This is a genomic window from Lipingzhangella rawalii (genome assembly GCF_031628175.1).
Classification (GTDB): Bacteria; Actinomycetota; Actinomycetes; order Streptosporangiales; family Streptosporangiaceae; genus Lipingzhangella_A; species Lipingzhangella_A rawalii.
The window spans coordinates 39,713-62,881 of the sequence record NZ_JAVLVT010000004.1 but is presented as its reverse complement, the minus strand read 5'-3'; the positions used below and the strand labels follow the sequence as shown (position 1 = coordinate 62,881).

The window sequence follows — 23,169 nt, the reverse complement described above, 5'->3', positions numbered from 1 at the left end:
GAAGGGTCCTTCCTCGGCGGCTACGGCGGAGCCGAGGTGCCCTGGCTGGAGTGGGACGAAAGCGAGCGGCGATATGAGTTCTGAGGACCTGGAGAAGTACGAGGCCGAGATGGAGCTCCAGCTCTATCGGGAGTACCGGGACGTTGTCGGCCTGTTCAGCTATGTGGTGGAGACCGAACGTCGCTTCTACCTCACCAACCATGTGGACATGAAGCCCTGTACGACCGACTCGGGCGAGATGTACTTCGAGGTCACCATGGCCGATGCCTGGGTGTGGGACATGTACCGTCCCGCGCGCTTCGTGAAGAACGTGCGTGTTGTGACCTTCAAGGACGTCAATGTCGAAGAGGTCACCAAGAGCGACCTTGAAGTCCCCGCGCCGGAGGGGCCACAGGACTAGCCCCACCAGGCGTTCCCCGCGCCGGCCTCCAGTGGTCCGCGTACTGGACCTCGCCTCCACGCGCGGCCGGCCGTGCCGCCCGCGTCGGAGGATGCGCCCCTCGTCGCGCAGGCACGCGCACATGTGTGCTCCCAACCGTCCACAGCCTCCGGGATCCGGGTTGTTGCGAGCCCCGCACCCCACGCAGCTTTGACTGTGTCGGTTGTGTCGCTCGTTTCGACGTCGGAGGTGAGGCGGGGTGCACCGCATCGTTCCGTCCGATCCCGCAACGCTTGGTCGTTGCGGTGAGGAGCTCGCGGCCCGGTACCTGCGTCGCCAGGGGATGTGGCTACTGGAACGGAACTGGTCCTGTGCGTGGGGCGAATTGGACCTACTGGCCCGATGGGGTGCCGTCCTCGTCGCGGTCGAGGTCAAGACCCGCACCGGCGTCCGGTTCGGGAATCCGGAAACCGCCGTGGACGCGGCGAAACTTCAGCGGATCCGTGCGGCCGCGGGCCGCTGGATGGAGATGCAGGGACGTCCGTTCGCGCGGCTGCGTGTGGACGTGTTGGCCGTGGTCGTGCAGCCGGACGGGCGGTGGTGGCTGCGGCACCACCGGGCCGTGGGGTGACTGTGGGTATCGCACGAACCGGAGCGGTGGCCCTGTTGGGGGTCGAGGGCCACCGGGTCGAGGTCGAGGCCCACGTGCGCGGGGGGCGTGGCAGCCTGAACCTGGTCGGGTTGCCGGACCCGGCACTGCGGGAGGCTCGGGACCGGATTCGCGCCGCGATCATCAACAGTGGGGAGTACTTCCCGGACGGGCACATCACGGTGAGCCTCTCCCCGGCGAGCCTGCCCAAGCGCGGCAGCGGATTCGACCTGGGGATCGCCACCGCCGTGCTGGCCGCCAACGGTCAGGTTCCGCTGGACGATATCCGTGGGGCGGTCCTGATCGCGGAGCTGGGGCTGGACGGGAGCGCACGTGCGGTTCCGGGTGTCCTGCCCGCGGTGTTGGCCTGCCGTGCGGCGGGAGTCGCCACGGTGGTGGTGGCCCGGGGGAACGCCACGGAGGCCCAACAGGTGCCGGGTATGCGTGTGGTCGCGGTTTCCACTCTCGCGGACCTGATCGCACGGCTGCGTGGTGAGATTCGGGAGGACACCGCGAGCACGGGCACCACGGACAGTATCGGTTGTGGTGCGGAAGGGCGCGCGGGCTGCGCCCCGGCCCCACCGGCACCGTCCGCCTCCGCGTCCGCGGCGACCCGGGTGGACCTGGCCGACGTGCTGGGCCAGGAGCTGGCTCGGAACGCGATGGAGATCGCTGCTGCGGGTGGGCACAACGTTTTTCTGCTCGGCTCTCCCGGGGCCGGTAAGAGCCTGTTGGCGGAACGGTTGCCGACCATCCTGCCGTCACTGACCACGGCGGAGTCGCTCGAGGTCAGCGCCATTCATTCGGTGGCGGGGGCGCTGGCTCCGGAGCGGCCCCTGGTGACCGAGCCACCGTTTCGCGCCCCGCATCACAGCGCCACCCGGGCCGCCGTGGTGGGGGGTGGCACGACCGTGCTCCAACCGGGGGCCGCGTCCCTCGCGCATCGTGGCGTTCTCCTCATGGACGAAGCCCCCGAATTCGACAGCGGGATCTTGGACGCACTGCGCCAGCCGTTGGAAACCGGTGAGATCGTGGTGTCCCGTGCCGCTGCCACGGCCCGGTTTCCCGCCCGGTTCCAGTTGGTCCTGGCGGCCAATCCCTGCCCCTGCTCCCAGCCCGGACACCTGTGCACCTGTCCGGCCACAGTCCGGCGCCGCTATCTGGCTCGCCTGTCCGGACCGCTGCTGGACCGCGTGGATATGAAGATCGAGGTGGTTCCGGCCACGCGTGCGGAGCTCCTGGGATCACCGGCCGCGGCAGAGTCCTCGGCCACGGTCGCCGACCGGGTGGCTCAGGCGCGGGAGCGGGCAGCCGAACGCCTACGGGACACGCCCTGGTGCGTGAACGCGGCCGTGCCCGGATCGGAGCTGCGGCGGCGCTTTCCGCTGCCCGGGCAGGCTACGGGCGTGCTCAGCCGAGCCCTGGAACGGGGAACGATCAGTGCCCGCGGGGTGGATCGGATCACCCGGGTGGCCTGGACGGTCGCGGATCTGGCACGGCGTCCACACCCGACGGCCGAGGAGGTTGGCTTCGCCCTGGCACTCTGGTCGGGGACGGCGCGATGAGGGATGGTCGGGGGTGGTCCGAGGAGCCGGACACCCGTGCCCGCATTGGGCTGGCGGCGGTGGCGGAGCCGGGAGACCCGGTGGTGGCGGCCCTCGCGCTACGCTACGGCTGGCAGCAGCTGTGGGAACGGCTCATCGCCGACGATGGTGCGGTTCCCGAGCCCCCCACGGGGGTGTCGGTCGATGCGGTCACCTCCCGGATGCACCGGTGGCGCCGGCGAGCACGGGGCGTCTCCGTCTCGGCGATCCTGGATCATACCGAGGCGGTCGGTGCGCGGCTCGTGGTTCCGGGAGAGGGGGACTGGCCCACCCAGCTCGATGACCTCGAGGGGTGTCGCCCCTACCTTCTCTGGCTGCGGAGTGCCCGCGACCTGCGGTACTCCGCCCTCCGCTCGGTGGCGGTGGTGGGATCACGGGCAGCCAGTGACTATGGTCGCCACGTTGCCAGCGAGCTGGCCTACGGCCTGGGTGAGCGCGGCTGGAGCATCCTCTCGGGTGGGGCCTTCGGCATTGATGGGGCTGCGCACCATGCCGCCTTGGTGTCTGCGGCCGCAGCGCCGGTGGCGTCGCGGTCCGGAGGAACGATCGCTGTGTTGCCCTGTGGCATCGACCGGAGCTACCCCCGGGCGCACGAGCGGCTGTTCGGCCGGATCGCGGCTGCGGGAACCCTGCTGACCGAACTTCCCCCCGGGGCCGCCCCCAGTCGGCACGGCTTTCTGGTTCGAAACCGCCTGATCGCCGCGCTCACCCCCGGCGTGGTCGTGGTCGAGGCCGGGCGGCGCAGCGGCGCTCTGAGTACCGTCCAGCACGCTCTCCGTCTGAATCGTCTGGTGATGGCTGTTCCCGGCCCGGTGACTTCGGCCCTGTCTGTGGGGTGTCACAACTTGCTGCGTGAGGGCCAGGCGGTCTGTGTTACCGATGCCGCCCAGGTCGCCGAGGAAGTGGGGCCGGTGTTGGGCCAGGCCTGCCCCGAGGCAGGATCGCGTGTTGTGTCCGAGGAGGAGCTCGGCCCGCTGGCACGGCGGGTGCTATCCGGGGTTCCGCGGCGGGACCGGGCGGTGGGGCCCGCAACGATCGCCATGGCGGCGGGATGTGACCTGGCTACGGTGCTGCGGCAGCTGGGACTCTTGGCTGCGGCCGGATATGTGGAGCGGGCGGCGGGAGGGTGGCGGCGTAGCCGAGACACTGCCGGTTAGCTACCGTGTCGGTGATCAACCGCGGATCGGGGCCCGGCCCGGGTGTGCCCTACCACTGAGCCTGTCGCTGTGCGGGATAGGCTCGTGACTCCTATTGTGCGGAGTCGAGCCCCGGCACAGCAGGGGCGGGCGGAACCGTGTCCGCGGAGCAAAGGAGTCTCGACAGCCGGCCCGAGGTGCGGCGTCGGGGCCGACGACAGGCCCGGCAGTGCCGGCAGCGGAGGTCTGGTCATGGCCACGGATCACTATGCCGGGGATCCGGATGTCCTCGCGGCGTTCACCGCGTATCTGCACGACGAGTTGGACTACTCGGCGCACACTGTGCGTGCCTATCGCGGCGACGTGGGGCGTCTGCTCGATCACGCCGCCAGGGTCGGGGCGACGGGGGTCGGGGAGCTGACCCTGGATATCCTGCGTAGCTGGTTGGCCGAACTACACGCTGGGGGAGCGAGTGCCGCCACCCTGGCTCGCAGGGGTGCCGCCGCACGCACCTTCACCGCATTTCTTCGCCGCATCGGTGCAATCGCCCACGACCCGGGGCCGCTGCTGGCCACACCCACCCCGCGCCGGCCACTGCCCAATGTGGTGGCGGCTCAGCGCCTCACCGACGCCCTGACCGAGGCTCCGCGGTGCGACGATCCGGTCTCGCTGCGTCGGCATGCCGTGGTGGAGCTGCTGTACGCAACCGGCGTGCGGGTGGGGGAGTTGTGCGCTGCGGATGTCGACGATATGGACATGTCCCAGCTGCGGCTCCGGGTCCTGGGTAAGGGAAATCGCGAGCGGGTGGTGCCGGTGGCCCAGCCCGCCGCGGCCGCGGCGGCGCGGTGGCTGGAGGTGGGGCGTGGCCAGCTGTGTCAGCCGCGCAGCGGAGGCGCCCTGTTCCTCGGGGTTCGGGGTGGGCGGCTGGCGACGTCCACCGCACGGCGGGATGTGCATGCCTGGTTGGATGCGGCTGGAGCCACAGTGGCTCCACACGACCTTCGGCACAGCGCGGCGACCCACCTGCTGGACGGCGGCGCCGATCTGCGCAGTGTGCAAGAGTTCCTCGGTCACGCCTCACTGTCCAGCACCCAGGTTTACACCCAGGTCTCCATCGACCGGCTCACCCGCGCCTATCAGCAGGCCCACCCGCGGGCGTGACGGCGTCGGCGGCCGGCCGGGTCCCGGCCCCGGCGATGCCCCGCGCCTGCTGTGCAGGTATCCGGAGATCCGCCCCGGGGTGGCAGTGGGGTCGATCCCGTTCCGTACGGCGAGGCGACGTACCGGGGGTTCGACGAGTCGCACCATCGTGTCTCGTAATCCAGCCGCGGGGTGTAGCACGGCGCGTGGGCACCACACGTTCCGGTGGCGGTGATAGGAGACCGTACCGTTCGAGGCGTTCGCGCAGTCCGGGCACGGACGCTGGTGCACGCCCGAAGTGCCGAACCAGCTCTGTTGGCGTTGGGTCCTGTTTCTTGAACCATTTCGGGCTCGCGTCTCCCAGGACGACGCCCGCTGCGCCGATGCGCGCACACAGCCAAACCAGGATGCCTTGCGCACATCGGCTTGCGAGACCTCGCCCTGGAGAGCCACTCCCTCATCCGAAAGTGTTCAAGAAACACTCCCTAGTGGTCCGGGACGGTCGTGGCTCGGGGCATGACGCCGGCCGAGCCGTGCGGAAGTGGCAACAGCCGCACCTCACCGTGGCCGAGCAGAACGAGCGGATCCAGGTAGATCCGCCCCCGCAGCAGCCCCCAGTGCAGGCAATTGGTCTCGGGACAGTGCCGCGGTCCGGCGGCGAGGGTCCCCAGCTGGTCTCCGGCGGCGACACGGTCGCCGCGGTTCAGCTCGGCCGCAGCCTCGACGGGCAGGTAGGTGGTACGCAGTTCCCCGTGCGTCACGGCAACCACCGGAGTCTCCGCGACCTGGCCCACATAGCTCACCCGGCCCGCGCCGGATGCACGGATCGCCGTCCCCGGAGAGGCGGCGAGATCAACGCCGCGGTGCCCCGTCAGCCACGGCTGCTGAGGCGGATCGAACGCACGCAGGATCTCGGGATCGCCCGGTACCGGCCAGACCCAGGTGTGGGACTCGGCGGCGGACCGCGTCGGGGTGAGGATGAGTACCGCGGACAGGACCAGCGTGAGGGCTCGTGGGGCGGCCCGGTCCCGGATTCGTAGGAGGATGGGAGACCACTTCACCATGAGGTGAGTCTGCGGTTCCGTCGAGGGTTGGGCCACCCGGATTCGGGTCGCTGTGGACGGGCGGTGGCACGCTCCGTCGCCGCACGTGGGCGCCTGCACACCGGGCGGGGCGGATGTGGGAAGGGTAGAGCAGGGCGCGCGCGGTGCCCACTGTGGCCCACAGTGGCCTTGTGTGGCCTTGTGTGGCCTTGACAGGTGCGCTGTTGCGCGCTAGTACGGCGCAGTCGCGCCGTTGATGCGGCTAGAATCTGGGGGTGGCCCTCAGGGGCGACACATCTCGCACGTCTCCACGCTTCCCCACGGGGTTGGGTCGGGCCTGCGGTCCACCGTGCCGCTGGCGGTACTGGTGGCGGCTCGGTCGGGACGTCAGGCAATAACCGGGGCGGGACACGCTCCCGCCGAACCAAGGAGGACAACTGTCATGGCCGCAGTCGTGACGATCCGGCAGCTGCTGGAGAGCGGTGTGCACTTCGGGCACCAGACCCGGCGTTGGAACCCGAAGATGCGGCGCTTCATCTTCACGGAGCGCAACGGCATCTACATCATCGATTTGCAGAAGTCGCTCGACTTCATTGACCGCGCCTACGAGTTCGTGAAGGAGACGGTGGCCCACGGCGGGACCATCCTCTTCGTCGGTACGAAGAAGCAGGCGCAGGAGGCGATTCACGAGCAGGCTCTGCGTTGTGGGATGCCCTACGTGAACCAGCGCTGGCTGGGTGGGATGCTCACGAACTTCACCACGGTGCACAAGCGGCTCCAGCGTCTCAAGGAGCTCGAGGAGATCGACTTCGACGACGTCGCCGCTTCCGGGATGACGAAGAAGGAGTTGCTCGGGCTGCGTCGCGAGAAGGACAAGCTGGAGCGCACCCTCGGCGGTATCCGCGACATGTCCAAGGTGCCCAGCGCCGTGTGGATCGTGGACACCAAGAAGGAGCACATCGCGATCAGCGAGGCCCGCAAGCTCAACATCCCGGTGGTCGCGATTCTCGACACCAACTGTGACCCGGACGAGGTCGACTACCCGATTCCGGGCAACGACGACGCCATCCGTAGCGTCAGCCTGCTGACCCGGGTCGTCGCCGATGCGGTCGCTGACGGTCTGCTCGCCCGGTCCGGGGCCGCAACCGGCAGTGAGTCCGACGCCGGTGCAAGCGCCGAGGAGCCGCTGGCGGAGTGGGAGCGCGAGCTGCTGGAGGGCGGTACTGCCGAGAGCACCGCTGGTGCGGAGGCCAGCGCTACCAGCACGGCACCCGAGACGCAGAGCGGAACCGAGTCCGCGGCAGAGCCCGCCACCGAGGCCTGACCGGGGCACACGCACCTCGTGGTGCCACAGACCTGCACACCCCAGACACGAGAAGACACGGAACATGGCGAACTTTACCGCCGCCGACGTCAAGAAGCTGCGTGAGCTCACCGGCGCCGGCATGATGGATTGTAAGAAGGCTCTCACCGAGGCCGAGGGCGATTTCGACAAGGCCGTGGAGTTCCTCCGCGTCAAGGGAGCCAAGGACGTTGGCAAGCGCCAGGAGCGTACCGCCGCCAACGGGCTCGTGGCCCTGCACACGGAGGGGGACACCTCCGCGGTGCTGCTGGAGCTGAACTGCGAGACGGACTTCGTCGCGAAGAACGACCAGTTCCAGCAACTGGCCGCCGAGCTGGCTTCGTTCGTGTCCCGCACGGACCCCGCGGACGTGGAGACCCTGCTCAGCGCCGATCACGGGGACGGCAAGACGGTTCAGCAGCTGATCGACGAGAACAGCGCGGTGATCGGGGAGAAGCTGGAGCTGCGCCGCTTCGCTCGGGTCGCCGGCCCCTACGTTGTCAGCTACCTGCACAAGTCGGACCCGGACCTGCCGCCGACCCTGGGCGTGCTCGTCGAACTCGACCAGGCCAACTCCGAGGTCGGTAGGGACGTTGCCCAGCAGGTCGCGGCGCTGGCTCCCAGGTACGTGAGTAAAGACGACGTGCCCGAGGACGTCGTTGCCAACGAGCGTCGGATCGCCGAGGCGACCGCCCGGGAGGAGGGCAAGCCGGAGCAGGCCCTGCCCAAGATCATCGAGGGGCGGGTCAACGGCTTCTTCAAGGACGCCACACTGCTCGGTCAGCCGTTCGTGAAGGACAATAAGCAGACGGTGCAGCAGGTTGTCGACGAGGCCGGGGTCACGGTCCGCCGGTTCGTCCGGTTCAAGGTCGGGGCCTCGTGATCCTCTGACATGATGGAGGTGCCGGGCGATCCCCGGCACCTCCGGTGGATCGGGCGCGTGCCGCGGCAGTTCTCGTCCCGGGCGCGCCGTGTCCGAGCTCGTCCGTACCGGGCGCCAATATGAGGAGGCCGACCACCGTGCCGGAGACTGACAAACCCACGGCACCTGTGCCCACCGCCGACACCGATTCCGGGATGCACGACGCCGGATGGCATCGTGTGGTGCTGAAGCTCTCCGGTGAGGCGTTCGCCGGTGGCGACGAGTTCGGTATTGACGGAGAGACGGTCGCTGGTATCGCCGAGTCCGTTGCCGCGGCTGTGGCCGAGGGAAACGAGGTCGCCGTCGTGGTGGGCGGCGGCAACATCGTGCGTGGCGCCGCTCTCTCCGGAGCGGGGATGGAGCGCGGCCGAGCCGACTATATGGGGATGCTCGGCACCGTCATCAACTGTCTGGCGCTGCAAGACTTTCTGGAGAACCTCGGGATCGACACCCGGGTACAGACCTCCATCCACATGAGTCAGGTCGCCGAACCGTATGTTCCCCGGCGTGCGATCCGACACCTGGAGAAGGGGCGGGTCGTGATCTTCGGTGCCGGCCTGGGAGCCCCGTTCTTCTCCACGGACACGACCGCCGCGCAGCGAGCACTGGAGATCGGGGCGCGCGCCGTACTCAAGGCGACGCAGGTGGACGGTGTCTACGACTCCGACCCGAGGCGAAACGCCAGCGCGGTCAAGTTCGACCGACTCAACTACAACGAGGTGCTCACCCGTGGACTCCAGGTCATGGACGCCACCGCTGTGAGCCTGTGCATGGACAACCATCTGCCCATCGTCGTGTTCGACCTGATGGGAACGGGCAACATCGTGCGCGCGGTACGTGGTGAGAAAATCGGCACATTGGTATCCACCGCGGAGAGCTGACGCGTCCTGACCTGTGCGCTCGGGTAGCACCCACGACAGCCCTCCACACCAGACCACGCCAAGTATGGGAGCCCGAAATGACCGAAGAGACCCTCCTCGAGGCAGCGGAAAAGATGGAGAAGGCTGTCGGGGTCGCCAAGGAGGACTTCGCCGGCATCCGTACCGGGCGTCCCTCCCCGGCCACCTTCAATCGGATCGTCGCCGAGTACTACGGCACCCCCACCCCGATCAACCAGCTGGCTTCCTTCCAGGTGCCCGAGCCGCGGATGGTGGTGATCTCGCCGTTCGACAAGTCCTCACTCCAGGCGATCGAACGCGCGATCCGCGACAGCGACCTCGGGGTGAATCCGGCCAATGATGGCAACATCATTCGGGTCGTGTTCCCGGAGCTGTCCGAGGACCGGCGTAAGGAGTACGTCAAGGTCGTGCGGAGCAAGGCCGAGGACGGGCGGGTATCCATCCGCAACATTCGCCGGCACGCCAAGGACACCATCGACAAGGCCGTAAAGGCCGGCGATATCAGTGAGGACGAGGGCCGGCGGGCGCAGGACGAGCTTGAGGAGCTCACGCATAAGCACGTCGCCGAGATCGACGAGCTTCTGCGGCACAAGGAGTCGGAACTCCTCGAGGTCTGATCCCGTGACGCACACCGACCCGACCTCCGGTAACGAGCCGGAGAGTTCTGAAGACACCCACGCCGGCCCGAGCGAGGGGGGCCAGCAGGATCGTAGGTTCGTCCTGCACAAGCCCGGTGGTGAGCCGGTGCGCGCGGGGAGGAACCTTCCCCTGGCCGTTGGCACGGGCCTGGCCCTGGGTGCCCTGGTGCTGGCATCTCTGTTCACCTACAAGGCCACGTTCGTCGCGATTCTCGTAGCGGCCCTCGCGGTGGGGCTGCGGGAACTGAACCGCGCCTTCTCCGCGCAGGGAACCCGCATCGCGCTGGTTCCCCTGGCGGTGGGTGGGACCGCCATGTTGGTGGGGGCCTACTTCGAGGGAACCGAATGGTTGTTCGGGGCCTTGGCCCTGACCGCGATCGCCGCGCTCACCTGGCGTTTGGGTGGGGGCGCGGACGGCTACGTGCGGGACGTGGGCGCGAGTCTGTTCACGATCGTCTACGTCCCATTGATGCTCGGGTTCTGGCTGCTCCTGCTGAACACGCCGGATGATGGGCGGGCCCGGCTGATCGCGTTCATCATCGTCACGATCGCCAGTGACATCGGCGGTTACTTCGCCGGAATCCTGTTCGGCCGACACAAGATGGCCCCTACCATCAGTCCGAACAAGACCTGGGAAGGTTTCGGCGGCTCACTGCTCGCGTGTGTACTGGCCGGGGTGCTGACCGTCATGCTGCTGTTGGACGGGCCCTCCTGGGTTGGCATGCTGTTGGGGGCCGCGGTGTGTCTCGCCGCGATTGTGGGCGATCTGATCGAGTCGTTGATCAAGCGGGACACCGGAGTCAAGGACATGGGCAGTTTCCTGCCCGGGCACGGCGGGCTGTTGGACCGTCTGGACTCGCTGTTGATCGCCGGTCCCGTGGCATGGCTGGTGCTGCTGTTGGTGTGAGCGGTCGACGTGGCGCGGCGGCGAGGATCACCGGGCACCGGTTCGTGGGGCCTGCTGGGTTGGTGTGTTGCCCCGACTACTGGGGGCCGGGGCCTCGGCGGCGATGTTTTCCGGAGCGCGGGGCCTGGCAGCACTACTCCAGGATCCAGCTGCGGCCTTCGGCGGCGAGTTTGTCGATCAGGGTCGCCGTGTCGTGCTCCCGGGCGAACTGGCGTTCCGGTTGCGTGATCGGCACTACCCACAACCAGCGGACCGGGTCACCGTGGAACCTCAGCCCGGAGACGTCTGGAGCTGGGGGACCGGCCAGGGCGTTCGGCTCCGCGACGAGGAGTACCGCGGCATAGTGCTCGTCCAGGGTGGAGCCGTCCGATCCCTGAAACCATTTCACACTGTGTCCCGGACCGAACCACGTCACCGCGCGCCATGGGAAGGCACCCAGCCAGCGGAACACCCGTGCGGCGATGTGTGCCTCCCGGGTGGTGGCCATGGCCAGCTCGATGCGGGCGTAGTCACTGACGTCGGCCATGTACCGGTCCAGGGTGGGCATGCGCTGGCCGGACATGCCCACGGTGCTGATCACGTTGTACGGGCGGTCGGGCGTAGCCGGCCGTTCGGAGACTCGCAGTAACGGGGGGTGGCCGTCGGACACGTCCCAGTAGTGTCCTCCCGCACCGACGGTCCTGGTGAGATGGTTGAATACCGTGCGCTGTACGGTCTTCCAGGCGCCCTCGGCCGCACGCCACTGCCAGTAGGCCTCGGCATGGACCACGCGTGGCCAGAGCTGTTCGATCACGTCGGCCAGCGCCCATGCGCCGGGGCCGCGCCCAACGGCCTCCCGGGCGTATCCGGGGAGACCGTCCCGGATTCCGGCCCATCCGGGAATGACGGCCAGGAGTCCATCGCCGTCGAGGAGGGCGAGTCCGTCACCCTCCTCGAACCACACCACGCGCAGCTGAGCGGGGTCGAACTGTGGTCGTCCCTGCGGATGGCGGGTGTGTCGTGCTGGCATGGCGGGGACATGTCCGAAGGTGTGTTCGGGATCAGCGGGTGGTGACTCCTCGGCGGCCGTGTGATTGGCCAACCACACCGGAGCACACACCTCGCCACGCGGATCCAGAAGATAGGCGGCCGTGATCCTGGCGTCGCACTCGACGATGACGCGGCGGCTGCGATACGGACTGGTTTCGTCGAGGAGGATCCTGGTCGGGCCCAATCGTCCCTCCTCCGCTGGGTCAGGTCGGCACCGCCTCGCCGCACGTAGTATTGGGGTGGGGGCACCCCAGAACGAGTGGCGGGAGAACGATCGTGCCGGCCACTGCTCGTAGGCCAATTATCGCCAATTGGCTGGGTTTTGTCGCCTCCACAGTGGCCCTGTAGTAATCACGTGATCTGGACGCATGCATGCCTGCTGAACTGACCTTCGCCGAGCCCCGGCGCGCAAAGCCCCCGCGGCACCTCGCCGACCTGGGGCCACAGGAGCTGGCCGCGGCCGTCACCGAGCTGGGAGAGAAGTCGTTTCGGGGCAAACAGCTTGCCCAGCACTACTACGGATCCCTGGAGTCCGACACCACCCGGATGACCGATCTGCCCACGGCGTCCAGAGAGCGGCTCGGCGACGAGCTGCTGCCTCCGTTGTTGACGCCTGTGCGGCATGTGACCTGTGATGACGGACAGACACGCAAGACGCTGTGGCGTGCCTTTGACAATGTCATGTTCGAGTCCGTGCTGATGCGCTATCCGGACCGCAACACCCTGTGTGTGTCCTCCCAGGCGGGCTGCGGTATGAATTGCCCGTTCTGCGCCACGGGACAGGCCGGCCTGACCCGAAATCTCTCCACCGCCGAGATCGTGGACCAGGTGGTTTCGGTCGCGCGGGACCTGGCCAACGGCGAGGTGGAGGGAGGACCTGGTCGGCTGAGCAACATCGTGTTTATGGGGATGGGGGAGCCGCTGGCGAACTACCAGCGCCTCCTGCGGGCGGTGCGACGTCTGACGGACCCGGTTCCCGGAGGGCTGGGCATGTCCCAGCGCAGTGTCACGGTGTCCACCGTCGGTCTGGTTCCGGCCATTGAGCGGTTGACCGCGGAGGATATGCGGGTGCGGCTGGCGGTGTCGCTGCACGCTCCGGATGACGAGTTGCGGGATGAACTCGTGCCGGTGAACACCCGCTGGAAGGTGAACGAGGTCCTGGATGCGGCCTGGCGCTACGCCGAGACCACCGGACGGCGGGTTTCGATCGAGTATGCGTTGATCCGGGACATCAATGATCAGGCCTGGCGTGCGGATACTTTGGGGCGACTACTCCGGGGCAGACTGGCGCACGTCAATCTCATTCCGTTGAACCCCACCCCGGGATCCAAGTGGACGGCGTCCCGCCCCGAGGATGAGCGGACTTTCCTACGCACCCTGGAGGGGCACGGAGTCCCGGTCACCATCCGGGACACACGTGGTCAGGAGATCGACGGCGCCTGCGGACAGCTCGCCGCGAGCCAGCAGGGACAGCCAACCGGGAGCTGACCGGGGAGCTCTCGGTTGCCCGCCAGGTTCCAGGGGCCGGTTCCAGGATCAATCCGCAGGAGGTGGTGGATCGTCCGGTGCCAGGATCGGGACCGTGGCGAGGAAGTCGCGGAGGGCCCGGCGGGCCTGTGCGGGAGTTCGGCGTGGATCATACATGAGCTGGGTGGCCAGACCGTCGACGAAGACGTGCAGGAACTCGGCCCACTGTTCCACGCGGGGGTCCGGGTGCGGGCGCTCCGGGTTGGCGAGATTCGGATAGCCGCACAGGTGTGTGGCGAGTTGTCGCCACATCCCGCGCAGAGAGTCCGAGAGGTCCGTGATCGCCAGGGCAGCCTCGGAGCGTGTCTCTTCGCCCGCGGCTGCCCACAGGGCGAATTCGGTCCTGCGCTGCTCGTCCAGGGGAAGCAGTTCCTCGGCGAGCAGGGCGGCCCCCTCGACCAGGCTCGCGGCCGCCTGCGCCTCAGCCACCTGTCCCTTGATCCGTTCGACGATGGCCTGGGCGTAGTGGCGAATCGTAAAGGTCACCAGGTGACCACGACTGGGGAAGTAATGGCGTAGCGCACCGGCGGACCAGCCGGCTTCTGTTGCCACACTGCGGATCGAGATGGCCTGGGCTCCATCGCGCGCGGCGACTCGCCAAGCCGCGGCCGCCAGGTCCAGGCGGCGCTGTTCGTGGTCGACGACCTTCGGCATGCACCCTTTCTAGCACACGTGTGTTTTCTTATTTCGCACGATCGTGTTAAGTTATTTCGCACGATCGTGTTAAAAAGAGGAGACAATCATGCAGCTCGATGTGCTCCTGCCCGTGACCGCCCTGGCGCTGCTGGACACCCTGAGTCCGGCGACGATCGGTGTCACGCTGGTCCTCCTGCTCAGCGGGCGGGCGCGCATCGCGTTTCCCCTGCTCGCCTACCTGGCCACCGTGGCCGTGTGCTACCTCGCCCTCGGGATTGCTCTCATGTCGGGCCTCGATCTCGTCGTGACCCGCCTGGGCCCGGTTGCGGACCATCGGGCGGTGTTGTGGCTCCAGGCCGTTCTCGGTATCGCGCTGCTGACCCACAGTTGTGTCAAGCCGACCCAGCGCCGGGACGCACCGGCCCGGTGGGAATCCCGGGAGTTGCACATTCCCATCATGGTGAGCCTCGGCCTGGGAACCTTCCTGCTGGAGGGGGCTACGGTGTTGCCCTACCTGGCCGCGGTCGGGATCATGACGGCTGCCGGGTTGTCGCCACTCCAGTGGCTTCCCCTGCTGGCCGGCTACGTGACGATCATGCTCCTGCCCCCGATCGTCATGTACCTCGGTCACCGTCTGCTCGGCTCCCGGTTGCGGCCGCGCATGGAGCGCTGGCGCCACCAGCTGTCCGAAGGGGCGATGGAGGGCCTGGCCTGGCTGGTCGGAATCGCGGGATTCCTCCTGCTCGCGAATGCGGTGAACCGGTTGGGACTGCTCGACGGCTCGCTGGGACTCCCGTTCGAGTGACAGCTGTCGCTTCCGGCAGGCCTGGACCCAGGGGTGCCCGCCGCGGCGGCTGCGCGACAATGGTGTGGGGAGGCAGGGATGTTGCGACGCTGGACAGAGTCGAGCCGCAGCGGGCGGATCACGAGAGGGAGTCATGACAGCCACGGCCGAGTACACCGTTGACACTGTCGTGGTCGGCCTGGGTGCGATGGGTGCCCAAACCCTGTGGCGACTCGCGCAGCGCGGCGTGGACGTACTCGGTATCGACGCCTTCGACCCCGGGCATGCGCACGGGTCGAGTCACGGGGAATCCCGAATTATCCGCACGGCCTACCTGGAGGGGACGGCGTATGTACCGCTGGCCCAGGCCGCCTGGAAGGGCTGGGACGAGCTCGGACGGGAGAGCGAAACGCAGGTCGCCCGCCGTTGTGGTTCGGTCATGATTGGTCCCCCGGATTCGCGCGTCGTGTCTGGGGCCGCCGAGTCGGCACGGCAGCACGAGCTGGCGCACCGGCGCTACACACCCGCACAGTTGAGTGCCGAGTTTCCCGGGCACGTCGTCGTGAAGAACGAGGAAGGTCTCTACGAGGGCGACGGTGGGGTGGTTTTCCCGGAGACAGCGATCCGTGCGGCCGTGCGGTTGGCCCAGTACAACGGAGCCCGCGTCTGGACCGGGACACGGGTCAGGGGGATCATCCCGGACGCGAGCCAACCCCGTGTGTGGGTGACGGACCGCGAGGGCAGCGCTGCCGGGACCGGAGACCGCGCTCCCACGGACGGAGCGGCCAGGGAACAGACCATCCGGGCACGCTGCGTCGTCGTCACGGCGGGGGCTTGGCTGCCCCAGCTCCTGCCGGACCTGGCCCGGCGTCTGGGTGGTCTCGGGGTGGAGCGGCGCGTTCTCGCGTGGTTCCCGGTAACCGAACCGGACTGGCACGACCCGGAACATACGCCGGTGTTCGTTCGTGCGGAGTCCGACGGCACCGCCTGGTACGGCTTTCCCAGCCTCGACGGGGGCCGCACCGTCAAGATCGGGGTGCACGCTGACGGGGCGAGCGGCCCCGGGGTTCAGCGGGGAGAGCGCGTGGACCCGGACATCGGCCCCCGGCCCGCCGACGCGGCGGATGCCCAGCGGCTCGCACGTCTCGCCGAGCGACTCCGGGGGATTGACCCGACCCCGTCCAGGCTCACCACCTGTATGTACACCATGACCCAGGACCAGCATTTCCTCATTGGTCCGCACCCCCGCGTTCCCGGCCTGCTCCTGGGCGGAGGCTTCTCCGGACACGGCTACAAGTTCGCGTCCGCCGTCGGCCGTGCACTGGCCGACCTCGCACAGCAGGGGACGACCACAGTCCCGATCCACCCGTTCCGGCCCGACCGTCTCGGTTAGCCCATGGTGGAGACTGCGATTGCGTTCCTGGTCGCCCTGGCCGGTTCCCTGGTGCCCATCATCAGTATCGAGATCTATCTCCTCGGTGCGTCCGCACTGCATCCCGATGGTCAGCTGGTGGCGATGGTCGTCGCGGCCGCTGTGGCCCAGACGGTCGGCAAACTCGTCTACTACTACCTGGGCAGTGGTGTTCTGCACCTGCCCTGGCTGAAGCGGCAGGCGGACCGCGCCACACGTTCCGGTGCCCGGTCCCGGCGACTGGAGGGATGGCAGGACCAGGCGCATCGTCGGCCGGTATGGGCAGCCGGAATCATGTTCAGTAGTTCGTTCGTGAGTGTCCCGCCGTACATGGTCATGTGCGTACTGGCCGGGACGACGCGGATGCGCGTGTCCCACTTTCTGCTCGCCAGCCTGGTGGGACGACTCGCCCGCTTCACGCTGGTGGTTTTCGTGCCCGCCGCCGGAGCAACCTGGCTTACCTAGAGCGGTGGTGCGGCGGGTGTTCAGTCCCGACTTGGGCCGGTGTGCGGGGATTGGAAAGAAGAGGCCCCTTGGGGCGGCGGTCATGCCTCTCGGGGGCGAAGCATGACCACCGCGCAAGGGGGACGCCCAGAGAAGGCGTCCGGATTCAGCCTATTATGAATGTCCCGGGAAGGTAGAGGGGGGATCGCCCTAGTTTTCTCGCCCCCTGGATGGTGGTGCCTCCGTCGCGAGTGTTTCCCGGGAATGGGGTTGACTTCCCTCCTCCCGCATCGCGTCGAGGGCCAGGAGGGCGATGTGCAGGGACAGGCAGGTCTCCACCGAGTCCAGGTCAGCATCCAGCACGTGCTGGATGCGCCGCAGCCGATCGTAGAAGGCGGGGCGGGACAGGTGGGCGTGGGTCGCGGCCACGGCCTTGTTCCGTCCGCAGTCCAGATAGTGCCGCAGCATGGTCGTGAGGTCGGTCCCGTGGCGGGCGTCGTGGCTGAGCAGCGGTCCCAGCTCGCGCTCGACATAGGTCTGTAGGCGCTCGTCGTCGCGGAACAGGTGCACGAGACCGCGCACATGGAGGTCGGGTAGGCGATGGAATGCCCGTTCGTCGCGTTGGCTCAGGGCGACGTCAGCGACCTGGCGTGCCTCCAGAAAGGAACGGCGCACCGTTCGGATGGACTCCGTGGTGGATCCCACCCCAATCACGGTGGTTCCCGGGGTGTCGTTCGGGGCCCCCGGACTGGACGGGCTTCCGTCACTGCGCGCATGCTGGCGGATGCGATGGGCCAGCTGGGTCAGCACCGTGTCCACATCCGGTGTGGTGGGGAGGGCGAGCAGGATGCCCACGCGGCCGTCGTCGAGCGACCCCACCAGGGCGGCCAGCCGCAGTTCCCGGCAGGAGCGTGCGGCGGCTTCGGCCGTGTCGGCGAGGCGGGCCTGGGCCGCGAGCCCGGTGTCGGCCTCTCGGATGCGGATCACCATGCCCACCAGCGGGCGTCCACTCAGGGGCACGCCTACGGCACGGGCACGCACGAGGGCTTCTTCGGGGTCGGCGTAGGCGCGATCGATGATTCCGGTGATGATGGTGCGGTGGGTCTGGCGCTCCAAGCTCTCCTGGTGGCGTTCCAGGAGCCGCCCCAGCGCGAGGGTGGTGGCCGCCCGCTCCACCAGCATCGTCTGGGTCGGCGAGGGCTGCGCCCCACAGACCAGAATCAACCGACCCCAGTCCTGACCGCGGGCGCCCACCATGGTGACCAGCCAGCCGGTTCCGGCGTCGTGTGTGGTGCGTGCGGACACCCGAATCCCACGGGAACGGGTCTCCCAGGCGGCCAGGAGTGAACGTGGGTCCTCCCCCGCACTTTCGCATACCAGGACCTGGTGGGTGAGATTTTCCAGAATGACCGGACACCCGGACAGCTCGGCCACGGTACGCAACACCCGCTCCGGTGGGGCTCCCTCCACGGACAGCTCGGTGAACACCCGGTGCAGTCGCTCGGACTCCTGCAACTCGGTCATCTGTTCGCTGATGATGCGGCTGTGCACCGCCTCGGTGATCTCCACGAAGCGCGCTTCCCGTTCCAGGGTGATGACCGGTAGGTGTGCCTCCGCCGCAGCGGTCACCAGTGCCTGTGGGAGCGCGCTGTGGTACTTGCGCCCCAGCTCCACGGCGATCCCGATCACGCCCACGTCGGCGAGATCGGCCACGTAGCGGCGGAGCGCCGCAGGGTCGTCCGGCATGGCGATTCCCGTGGTCAGTACCAGCTCACCACCCCTCAGAAGGTGGGCCAGATCGGTGACCTCGGCAATGTGCACCCAGCGCACCGGGGAGTTCACATGTTCTGCTCCGACGATGATCCGGGGGCGGGCACGGCGCAGTACCGGCAGTTCCAGGACGTCGGAGAGGCTGGGCAGCATGGGGTGATTTTACAGTGCTGCCGGTTTTCGCCGGTAGAAGCTTACACAGTGTTGGATGTTGTTGGATGTTGACAGAGTGTCAAACCAGGAGGCGGACGACGACAGTATGGCTCTGGCGGAGAGCGCGCCGCAGCCACGACACTGAGGGCATGTCTGAACTGCTCGAACGCCATCGCCGGGTGATGCCCGCCTGGCAGTCCCTGCTGTACGAGAACCCCATTGAGATCGTCAGCGGCAAGGGCAGTCGCGTCACCGACGACTCGGGGCGTAACTACCTCGACTTCTTCTGCGGCATCGTCACCACCATGGTGGGATATGACATCCCCGAGATACGCGAGGCTGTGGAGCGGCAGCTGGCCCGCGGTGTCGTCCACACCTCCACGCTGTACCTGCTCCGCGGTCAGGTGGAACTCGCCGAGAAGATCGCCCGGATCAGCGGGATCCCCGACGCCAAAGTGTTCTTCACCAACTCCGGCACCGAGGCCAACGAGACCGCACTGCTGCTCGCTACCCACGAGCGTGGTTCGGACCAGGTTCTGGCTCTGCGTAACAGCTACCACGGGCGTTCCTTCGGTACGATCGCCGTCACCGGAAACCGAGGCTGGACCAATTCGGCGCTGTCTCCCCTCAACGTCCACTACCTGCACGGAACCGACCGGGATTTGCCCGCGTTCCGCGGCATGAGCGACGACGCCTACATCGAGGCCTGTGTGGCCGATCTGCGGGAGGTACTGGCCACAGCCACGGCCCCCAACGTGTCCTGCCTCATCGCCGAGCCCGTCCAGGGGGTTGGCGGCTTCACCATGCCGCCCGACGGGCTGTACGCCGCCTACAAGGAGGTACTGGATGAGCACGGGATCCTGTTCGTGTCCGACGAGGTTCAGACCGGCTGGGGACGAACTGGCCGGAGTTTCTGGGGGATTGGAGCGCACGGAGTAACCCCGGACGTGATCACCGTCGCCAAGGGGCTCGGCAACGGTTTCGCGATCGGGGGTGTGGTTGCCCGGGGCGACCTTATGGACGGGCTCACCGCCAACGGCGTGTCCACCTTCGGGGGAAATCCCGTCGCCACCGCGGCCGCTAACGCCACCCTGGACTATGTGCTCAACCACGACCTACAGGCGAACGCGGACCACGTCGGATCGGTGATCCTGACCGAACTGCGACGACGCACCGCGGAGCTGGACATCGTGGGGGAGGTGCGCGGTCGGGGGCTGATGTTCGCCGTGGACCTGGTCAACCCCCGGGATGGTGGGCCCAGCCCGGACCTGGTGGCCCGGGCCCTCGAGGAGACACGAAACCGGGGCCTGCTGGTGGGCAAGGGCGGACTGCGTGGGGGGACACTCCGGATGTCACCACCGCTGACCCTCAGCGAGGACGACGCCCGTACCGGAGTGGACCTGCTGGTGGGTGCACTCGACGCCGTCGCTGCCGAGCAGGCCTAACGTTCCGGCCGGAACGGAGCCGGTGACTGAGGTGAGCACAGCACCAGCCACGGTTCGCCGGCGCTCCCACGGAGCCTGCCGGCGAGCCGTGGCGGTCAGAACGTGGATGGAGAAAGGTGGCCAGGCCGTGGGACGTCATGTGTCGCACTGGATCAACGGAGGCCCGGCGACGGGCGGCGGGCGCGAGAAGGACCTGTACAATCCGGCCACCGGCACGGTGAGCGGTGCCGTCCAGCTCGGCGGGGCCGCGGAGGTGGATACGGCAGTTGCCGCCGCCCGGTCGGCCTTCCCCGGATGGCGGGACACTCCGCTGGGGCGACGCTCCGCAATCCTGTTCCGGTTCCGGGAACTGGTCCGAGCACACCGGCGGGAACTCGCCGAGACCATCAGCGCCGAGCATGGCAAGGTGATCTCGGACGCCGAGGGGGAGGTGGCCCGGGGGCTGGAGGTCGTGGAGTTCGCCTGCGGGATCCCGCACCTGCTGAAGGGAGGGTTTTCGGAGAACGTCTCCACGGGCGTGGACGCGTACTCGATTCACCAGCCGCTGGGCGTGGTCGCGGGCGTGACCCCGTTCAACTTCCCGGCGATGGTCCCCATGTGGATGTTCCCGATCGCGATTGCCTGTGGGAACACCTTCGTCCTCAAGCCCAGTGAGAAGGTTCCCTCCGTGACCCTGCGGCTGGCCGAACTCTGGGCCGAGGCGGGACTGCCGCAGGGCGTCTTCAACGTGGTGCAGGGGGACCGTGACGCGGTGGACGCGATTCTGGAGCACCCGGACATCTCCGCGGTGAGTTTCGTGGGCTCCACCCCGGTGGCCCGGGACGTCTACACCGCCGCCGCGGGGCGGGGGAAGAGAGTACAGGCGTTGGGGGGCGCCAAGAACCACATGGTGGTCCTCCCGGACTCGGATCTGGACCTGGCCGCGGACGCGGCGGTCTCCGCGGGGTTCGGCTCCGCGGGGGAGCGCTGCATGGCGGTCTCCGTGGTCGTGGCGGTGGATCCCGTGGGGGACGGCCTGGTCGAACGTGTCCGCCAGCGGCTGGAGCGGCTCCGGGTGGGTCCCGGCGATGACGAGCGCAGCGAGATGGGGCCGCTGGTCACCGACGATCACCGTGCTCGGGTGGCCTCCTATCTCGACGTGGCCGTCACGGAGGGTGCGACCCTGGTGCGTGACGGTCGCAACCATCCGGTGCTGGGCCAGCCACAGGGTGGCTTCTGGTTGGGGCCATGCCTCCTGGACCATGTCACTTCCGACATGTCCTGCTACCGCGACGAGATTTTCGGCCCCGTGTTGTCGGTGGTGCGCGCCTCCTCCTACAGCCAGGCCCTGGACCTGGTGAACAGCAGCCCCTACGGCAACGGAACCGCGATCTTCACCAGGGACGGCGGTGCGGCGCGCAGGTTCCAGAACGAGGTGCAGGTGGGCATGGTCGGGATCAACGTGCCGATCCCCGTGCCAATGGCTTTCTACTCCTTTGGGGGCTGGAAGCAGTCGATGTTCGGGGACAGCCATGCGCACGGGACTGAGGGGGTGCACTTCTACACCCGGACCAAGGCCGTGACCTCGCGATGGCCCGACCCCACTCCCGACGGGGTGAGCCTCGGGTTTCCCACGACCGGCTGACGGTCTACGCGGCCGGTGAATCTACGGCCAGCGAGTTTTTCATACTTCCGGTCATGTTCAGGTCACGCGCAGTATCGTGAGTGCGGGTCGGCTGCGTGGGAGCGCAGGTCGTCCCAGTCGGATCGTGAGTCCACCATGGAGGCGCGCACTTCCTCTCCCCTCACGGAAGCCCGCGCGTCGAGCGCTCCGGACCCAGCCTCCCCCTGGGTCCGGAGCGCCGTGCCGGCCGGGATCCGAGGTCAGTGCACAGCGAGCGAGCGGCGTGCTGGCCGTGGCGTGGCCACACCCGCGAGTGTGGCACAGTCGCGGCACACGTAGAGCGGAGCGTCCTCCGCGGACTCGACCAGCGGGACCTGCGGTAGCGGCCACCGAGCGTGACAGATACCGCAGGCCTCACCGATGGCTTGCTCTGCGGTCAGGGCCTCGGACGCGCACGGGTCGTCGGCCGGGTGCGGATGGACCATCGGTTCGGTGCTGAGTCCGCGCAACGTCCTTGCTCCCCCCGTGGTTGAGGACAGATTGGCGGGCCGTCGATAATCGGCTTCGGCTGAACCAGCGACATCGGCAGGCCAGAGAGATGTATAACCCGTTTCCGTGACTGTATGTATATCTATAACAACAATGAGTAGTCAAGTTTTGGTTCGGCACACCGGACGCGGTCGGAACAGTCCGTATATCGGAAACGCTGGGTAATGGACCGAAAGCGACACCCGTGGCCACGCACCGACCAGCGATGACCCTTTCGGCTGCTGCGCCGGGAGCGACTGTCCGGTATCACATGACCGTCGTTAGGGTGTGACCGAAAATCGCCGCAGGGAGACGGCGGGATTGCGTGTGCGGACCTCGGTCACCCGCTCAATGCTCAGCTCGGCGGCCGCGACGGCGGTGCGTTCACCCAGCTCCGCGACAACCACCCCCATCGGGTCCACGATCATGCTGGTGCCGGATCCGGTCGGGGCGTTCTGACCGGCCGCTGCCACGTAGATGGTGTTCTCGATGGCCCGCGCGCGAACCAGGGTGCTCCAGTGATACTCCTTGAGCGGCCCGGGGACCCACTGCGCGCCCACCAGCACAACCTCCGCCCCGGCGTCGACGATTCGGCGGGTGACCTCCGGGAACCGCAGGTCGTAGCAGGTCTGGAGCCCAAAGGTGAGCGAGTTCGCGTCGGCTGGGGCCGCGGGATCGGCGTGGGGAACCGTGAAGGTGTGCGGTGCCGCCACATCGCCCGGCCGCACCACCGCCGACTCTGTTACTCCGAAAGCATCGTAGAGGTGGAGCTTACGGTACTCGGCGAGGATCTCGCCGCTCGGCCCCACTGCGATCTGGGTATTGGCGAAACGTTCCGGATCACTGGGCAGTGCCTCGTTCATCCCGGCCACAACCACCAGCCCGTAGCGCTGTGCGAGCTCGGACAGCCCCCGGCCGAAGGGGCCGTCCAGCGGTTCGGCCGCGGCGACGAACCGTTGGTCCATCCGCGGTGCGGTGAACATCGCGTACTCCGGCAGAACCACCACCCGGGCACCACGAGCCGCGGCGTCCGCGACCGCCCACTCCGCGGTGGCCAGGTTGGTGACCTTGTCCTGGCCCGGAGCGTACTGGGCGACAGCGACCTGAACCATAGAACAACCCCAACATCCACTCGGTGTCGGCGCCGAGCATAGTGGTCCCGCGCGGAGGTCCTGATGGC

General features: G+C 68.0%; 22 protein-coding genes. 16 read left to right on the top strand and 6 right to left on the bottom strand.

All coding sequences use genetic code 11. The features are described 5' to 3' along the window. Positions 1–73: 73 nt before the first annotated feature. The 5 genes from RIF23_RS09950 to RIF23_RS09930 all read left to right on the top strand — a co-directional run bounded on the left by RIF23_RS09950 (position 74) and on the right by RIF23_RS09930 (position 4,929). The gene (locus tag RIF23_RS09950) at positions 74–400 is read left to right on the top strand and encodes a DUF2469 domain-containing protein (RefSeq protein ID WP_310912180.1); all 327 of its coding nucleotides are present in this window, start codon (positions 74–76) and stop codon (positions 398–400) included. A 238-nt stretch (positions 401–638) separates the two neighbouring features. Further along, complete coding sequence (locus RIF23_RS09945) at positions 639–1,010, top strand: YraN family protein (protein ID WP_310912179.1); 372 nt, start codon at positions 639–641, stop codon at positions 1,008–1,010. A gap of 2 nt (positions 1,011–1,012) precedes the next feature. Beyond that, positions 1,013–2,593 (top strand): YifB family Mg chelatase-like AAA ATPase, encoded by a 1,581-nt coding sequence (locus RIF23_RS09940; RefSeq protein WP_310912178.1) that lies wholly within the window; start codon positions 1,013–1,015, stop codon positions 2,591–2,593. Next, positions 2,590–3,789 carry a DNA-processing protein DprA gene (gene dprA / locus RIF23_RS09935; protein ID WP_310912177.1) on the top strand — a complete coding sequence of 400 codons (1,200 nt, stop codon included), beginning with the start codon at positions 2,590–2,592 and terminating at the stop codon, positions 3,787–3,789. The genes RIF23_RS09940 and dprA overlap by 4 nt, the downstream gene beginning before the upstream one ends. 231 nt (positions 3,790–4,020) lie before the next feature. Beyond that, positions 4,021–4,929 (top strand): tyrosine-type recombinase/integrase, encoded by a 909-nt coding sequence (locus tag RIF23_RS09930; protein WP_310912176.1) that lies wholly within the window; start codon positions 4,021–4,023, stop codon positions 4,927–4,929. Between the two features lie 464 nt (positions 4,930–5,393). Here RIF23_RS09930 and RIF23_RS09925 read toward each other — a convergent pair whose 3' ends face one another. After that, on the bottom strand, positions 5,394–5,972 hold the full coding sequence (locus tag RIF23_RS09925; RefSeq protein WP_310912175.1) for a M23 family metallopeptidase: 579 nt from the start codon (positions 5,970–5,972) through the stop codon (positions 5,394–5,396). A 421-nt stretch (positions 5,973–6,393) separates the two neighbouring features. Here RIF23_RS09925 and rpsB point away from each other — a divergent pair, with 421 nt between their 5' ends. From rpsB to RIF23_RS09900, 5 genes are all read left to right on the top strand, one after another. Then, complete coding sequence (gene rpsB / locus RIF23_RS09920) at positions 6,394–7,275, top strand: 30S ribosomal protein S2 (protein ID WP_310912174.1); 882 nt, start codon at positions 6,394–6,396, stop codon at positions 7,273–7,275. A gap of 64 nt (positions 7,276–7,339) precedes the next feature. Continuing rightward, positions 7,340–8,176: a translation elongation factor Ts gene (gene tsf, locus RIF23_RS09915; protein ID WP_310912173.1), complete on the top strand. Its 837-nt coding sequence runs from the start codon at positions 7,340–7,342 to the stop codon at positions 8,174–8,176. Between the two features lie 194 nt (positions 8,177–8,370). Then, a complete protein-coding gene (gene pyrH, locus RIF23_RS09910) occupies positions 8,371–9,096 on the top strand; it encodes a UMP kinase (RefSeq protein ID WP_310912389.1) in 726 nt (241 codons plus the stop codon). A 77-nt stretch (positions 9,097–9,173) separates the two neighbouring features. Continuing rightward, positions 9,174–9,731 (top strand): ribosome recycling factor, encoded by a 558-nt coding sequence (gene frr, locus RIF23_RS09905; protein WP_310912172.1) that lies wholly within the window; start codon positions 9,174–9,176, stop codon positions 9,729–9,731. A 4-nt stretch (positions 9,732–9,735) separates the two neighbouring features. After that, positions 9,736–10,659 carry a phosphatidate cytidylyltransferase gene (locus RIF23_RS09900; protein WP_310912171.1) on the top strand — a complete coding sequence of 308 codons (924 nt, stop codon included), beginning with the start codon at positions 9,736–9,738 and terminating at the stop codon, positions 10,657–10,659. 133 nt (positions 10,660–10,792) lie between these two features. On the opposite strand, the gene RIF23_RS09895 is transcribed toward RIF23_RS09900, so the two are convergent. Then, positions 10,793–11,872 carry a suppressor of fused domain protein gene (locus RIF23_RS09895; RefSeq protein WP_310912170.1) on the bottom strand — a complete coding sequence of 360 codons (1,080 nt, stop codon included), beginning with the start codon at positions 11,870–11,872 and terminating at the stop codon, positions 10,793–10,795. A 188-nt stretch (positions 11,873–12,060) separates the two neighbouring features. Between RIF23_RS09895 and rlmN the strand changes: the two genes are divergently transcribed. Continuing rightward, positions 12,061–13,176 carry a 23S rRNA (adenine(2503)-C(2))-methyltransferase RlmN gene (gene rlmN, locus RIF23_RS09890; protein ID WP_310912169.1) on the top strand — a complete coding sequence of 372 codons (1,116 nt, stop codon included), beginning with the start codon at positions 12,061–12,063 and terminating at the stop codon, positions 13,174–13,176. Between the two features lie 48 nt (positions 13,177–13,224). Here rlmN and RIF23_RS09885 read toward each other — a convergent pair whose 3' ends face one another. Then, positions 13,225–13,869 (bottom strand): TetR/AcrR family transcriptional regulator, encoded by a 645-nt coding sequence (locus RIF23_RS09885; RefSeq protein ID WP_310912168.1) that lies wholly within the window; start codon positions 13,867–13,869, stop codon positions 13,225–13,227. Between the two features lie 88 nt (positions 13,870–13,957). Between RIF23_RS09885 and RIF23_RS09880 the strand changes: the two genes are divergently transcribed. From RIF23_RS09880 to RIF23_RS09870, 3 genes are all read left to right on the top strand, one after another. Next, positions 13,958–14,656, top strand: coding sequence for a GAP family protein (locus RIF23_RS09880; protein ID WP_310912167.1), 699 nt, complete (start codon positions 13,958–13,960; stop codon positions 14,654–14,656). Between the two features lie 133 nt (positions 14,657–14,789). Next, positions 14,790–16,028: an FAD-dependent oxidoreductase gene (locus RIF23_RS09875; RefSeq protein WP_310912166.1), complete on the top strand. Its 1,239-nt coding sequence runs from the start codon at positions 14,790–14,792 to the stop codon at positions 16,026–16,028. A 3-nt stretch (positions 16,029–16,031) separates the two neighbouring features. Continuing rightward, on the top strand, positions 16,032–16,511 hold the full coding sequence (locus tag RIF23_RS09870; protein ID WP_310912165.1) for a VTT domain-containing protein: 480 nt from the start codon (positions 16,032–16,034) through the stop codon (positions 16,509–16,511). A 189-nt stretch (positions 16,512–16,700) separates the two neighbouring features. Here the strand turns inward: RIF23_RS09870 and RIF23_RS09865 are convergent, their stop codons facing one another. Next, positions 16,701–18,413: a PucR family transcriptional regulator gene (locus RIF23_RS09865; RefSeq protein WP_310912164.1), complete on the bottom strand. Its 1,713-nt coding sequence runs from the start codon at positions 18,411–18,413 to the stop codon at positions 16,701–16,703. 149 nt (positions 18,414–18,562) lie between these two features. Between RIF23_RS09865 and RIF23_RS09860 the strand changes: the two genes are divergently transcribed. Then, a complete protein-coding gene (locus tag RIF23_RS09860; RefSeq protein WP_310912163.1) occupies positions 18,563–19,858 on the top strand; it encodes an aspartate aminotransferase family protein in 1,296 nt (431 codons plus the stop codon). A 127-nt stretch (positions 19,859–19,985) separates the two neighbouring features. Further along, positions 19,986–21,482, top strand: a complete 1,497-nt coding sequence (locus tag RIF23_RS09855; RefSeq protein WP_310912161.1) for a CoA-acylating methylmalonate-semialdehyde dehydrogenase — start codon at positions 19,986–19,988, stop codon at positions 21,480–21,482. Between the two features lie 239 nt (positions 21,483–21,721). Here the strand turns inward: RIF23_RS09855 and RIF23_RS09850 are convergent, their stop codons facing one another. Continuing rightward, a complete protein-coding gene (locus RIF23_RS09850; RefSeq protein ID WP_310912160.1) occupies positions 21,722–21,970 on the bottom strand; it encodes a hypothetical protein in 249 nt (82 codons plus the stop codon). A gap of 300 nt (positions 21,971–22,270) precedes the next feature. After that, entirely contained in the window at positions 22,271–23,101 is an 831-nt protein-coding gene (locus RIF23_RS09845) for a carbon-nitrogen hydrolase family protein (protein ID WP_310912159.1), read from the bottom strand. Positions 23,102–23,169: the final 68 nt, after the last annotated feature.

What these genes read in the sequence shown, in the direction of transcription:
- RIF23_RS09870 (WP_310912165.1), top strand. Translation starts at nt 16,032, where the DNA reads ATGGTGGAGACTGCGATTGCGTTCCTGGTCGCCCTGGCCGGTTCCCTG.
- RIF23_RS09860 (WP_310912163.1), top strand. Translation starts at nt 18,563, where the DNA reads ATGTCTGAACTGCTCGAACGCCATCGCCGGGTGATGCCCGCCTGGCAG.
- RIF23_RS09925 (WP_310912175.1), bottom strand. Translation starts at nt 5,972, where the DNA reads ATGGTGAAGTGGTCTCCCATCCTCCTACGAATCCGGGACCGGGCCGCC.
- RIF23_RS09875 (WP_310912166.1), top strand. Translation starts at nt 14,790, where the DNA reads ATGACAGCCACGGCCGAGTACACCGTTGACACTGTCGTGGTCGGCCTG.
- rlmN (WP_310912169.1), top strand. Translation starts at nt 12,061, where the DNA reads ATGCCTGCTGAACTGACCTTCGCCGAGCCCCGGCGCGCAAAGCCCCCG.
- dprA (WP_310912177.1), top strand. Translation starts at nt 2,590, where the DNA reads ATGAGGGATGGTCGGGGGTGGTCCGAGGAGCCGGACACCCGTGCCCGC.
- RIF23_RS09880 (WP_310912167.1), top strand. Translation starts at nt 13,958, where the DNA reads ATGCAGCTCGATGTGCTCCTGCCCGTGACCGCCCTGGCGCTGCTGGAC.
- RIF23_RS09865 (WP_310912164.1), bottom strand. Translation starts at nt 18,413, where the DNA reads ATGCTGCCCAGCCTCTCCGACGTCCTGGAACTGCCGGTACTGCGCCGT.
- pyrH (WP_310912389.1), top strand. Translation starts at nt 8,371, where the DNA reads ATGCACGACGCCGGATGGCATCGTGTGGTGCTGAAGCTCTCCGGTGAG.
- tsf (WP_310912173.1), top strand. Translation starts at nt 7,340, where the DNA reads ATGGCGAACTTTACCGCCGCCGACGTCAAGAAGCTGCGTGAGCTCACC.
- RIF23_RS09845 (WP_310912159.1), bottom strand. Translation starts at nt 23,101, where the DNA reads ATGGTTCAGGTCGCTGTCGCCCAGTACGCTCCGGGCCAGGACAAGGTC.
- RIF23_RS09950 (WP_310912180.1), top strand. Translation starts at nt 74, where the DNA reads ATGAGTTCTGAGGACCTGGAGAAGTACGAGGCCGAGATGGAGCTCCAG.
- rpsB (WP_310912174.1), top strand. Translation starts at nt 6,394, where the DNA reads ATGGCCGCAGTCGTGACGATCCGGCAGCTGCTGGAGAGCGGTGTGCAC.
- frr (WP_310912172.1), top strand. Translation starts at nt 9,174, where the DNA reads ATGACCGAAGAGACCCTCCTCGAGGCAGCGGAAAAGATGGAGAAGGCT.
- RIF23_RS09885 (WP_310912168.1), bottom strand. Translation starts at nt 13,869, where the DNA reads ATGCCGAAGGTCGTCGACCACGAACAGCGCCGCCTGGACCTGGCGGCC.
- RIF23_RS09930 (WP_310912176.1), top strand. Translation starts at nt 4,021, where the DNA reads ATGGCCACGGATCACTATGCCGGGGATCCGGATGTCCTCGCGGCGTTC.